The sequence below is a fragment of the Bacillus sp. JST-5 genome (assembly GCF_057747715.1).
Window position 1 is genome coordinate 1 of record NZ_JBYLHW010000170.1, and the last position, 647, is coordinate 647.

Below are 647 nucleotides of genomic sequence, written 5' to 3' on the forward strand. Positions count from 1 at the left end.
CCTTTTTGCGAAGACATTCATCGTTCCCTCGGCACTTCCCATTGGACGCATTCCTTTGGTGTCAATACCTTGTTCTTGGAGCCACTTCCGGTAATCCCCGAGGGCTTCAGGATATTTTTCTAGTTGACGAATCAATTGGTCAAGACGTTCTTCCTGATCCTCTGTCTCTAGTGTTCCAACAGCACTGTTTAATTCCGTAAGTAGTTTCTGACTGTCATAGGACGCTAGTGCCTTTTGCATTTGGCGATAGCGAGGATGCTTACGGAATAAGCTCCGAATATCCCTTGCCACGTGGAAACGGTCAATTGAAAAGAATGCCCTGCCTTTAAAATGGTCTCGACAGGCTGTAATCCATCCGGCACCATCCCCGTTTATTACTAGCTTATGGACAGTTGGGTCATACTCGAAGTTTTCTATGAGAAAATCCTCAAAGGCCTCCCAAAATGGCTGGTTCCCACGGTGAATAAAATGGCGTTTGTCTTTCAAACTTACTCGTTTTCCGTTGATTTCCCAGCCCTGATGAACCGCTGCAATTTTTTCTTCCTTGCCCCGTTTTCCTTTTCCTTGACGTTTCACATATAGGCCGTCCACTTCCACGAATAGGACAGGATCGTTTACAGGCTGTCGCTCTTTTGGGATACTTTCAA

General features: G+C 45.9%; 1 protein-coding gene. It reads right to left on the minus strand.

Features of this window, described 5'->3' with window-relative positions; all coding sequences use genetic code 11:
- Nucleotides 1–597 (minus strand): UPF0236 family transposase-like protein (locus AC3ASS_RS14440; RefSeq protein ID WP_488284175.1); only part of this gene is annotated, 597 nt, incomplete at its 3' end.
- Nucleotides 598–647 lie beyond the last annotated feature (50 nt).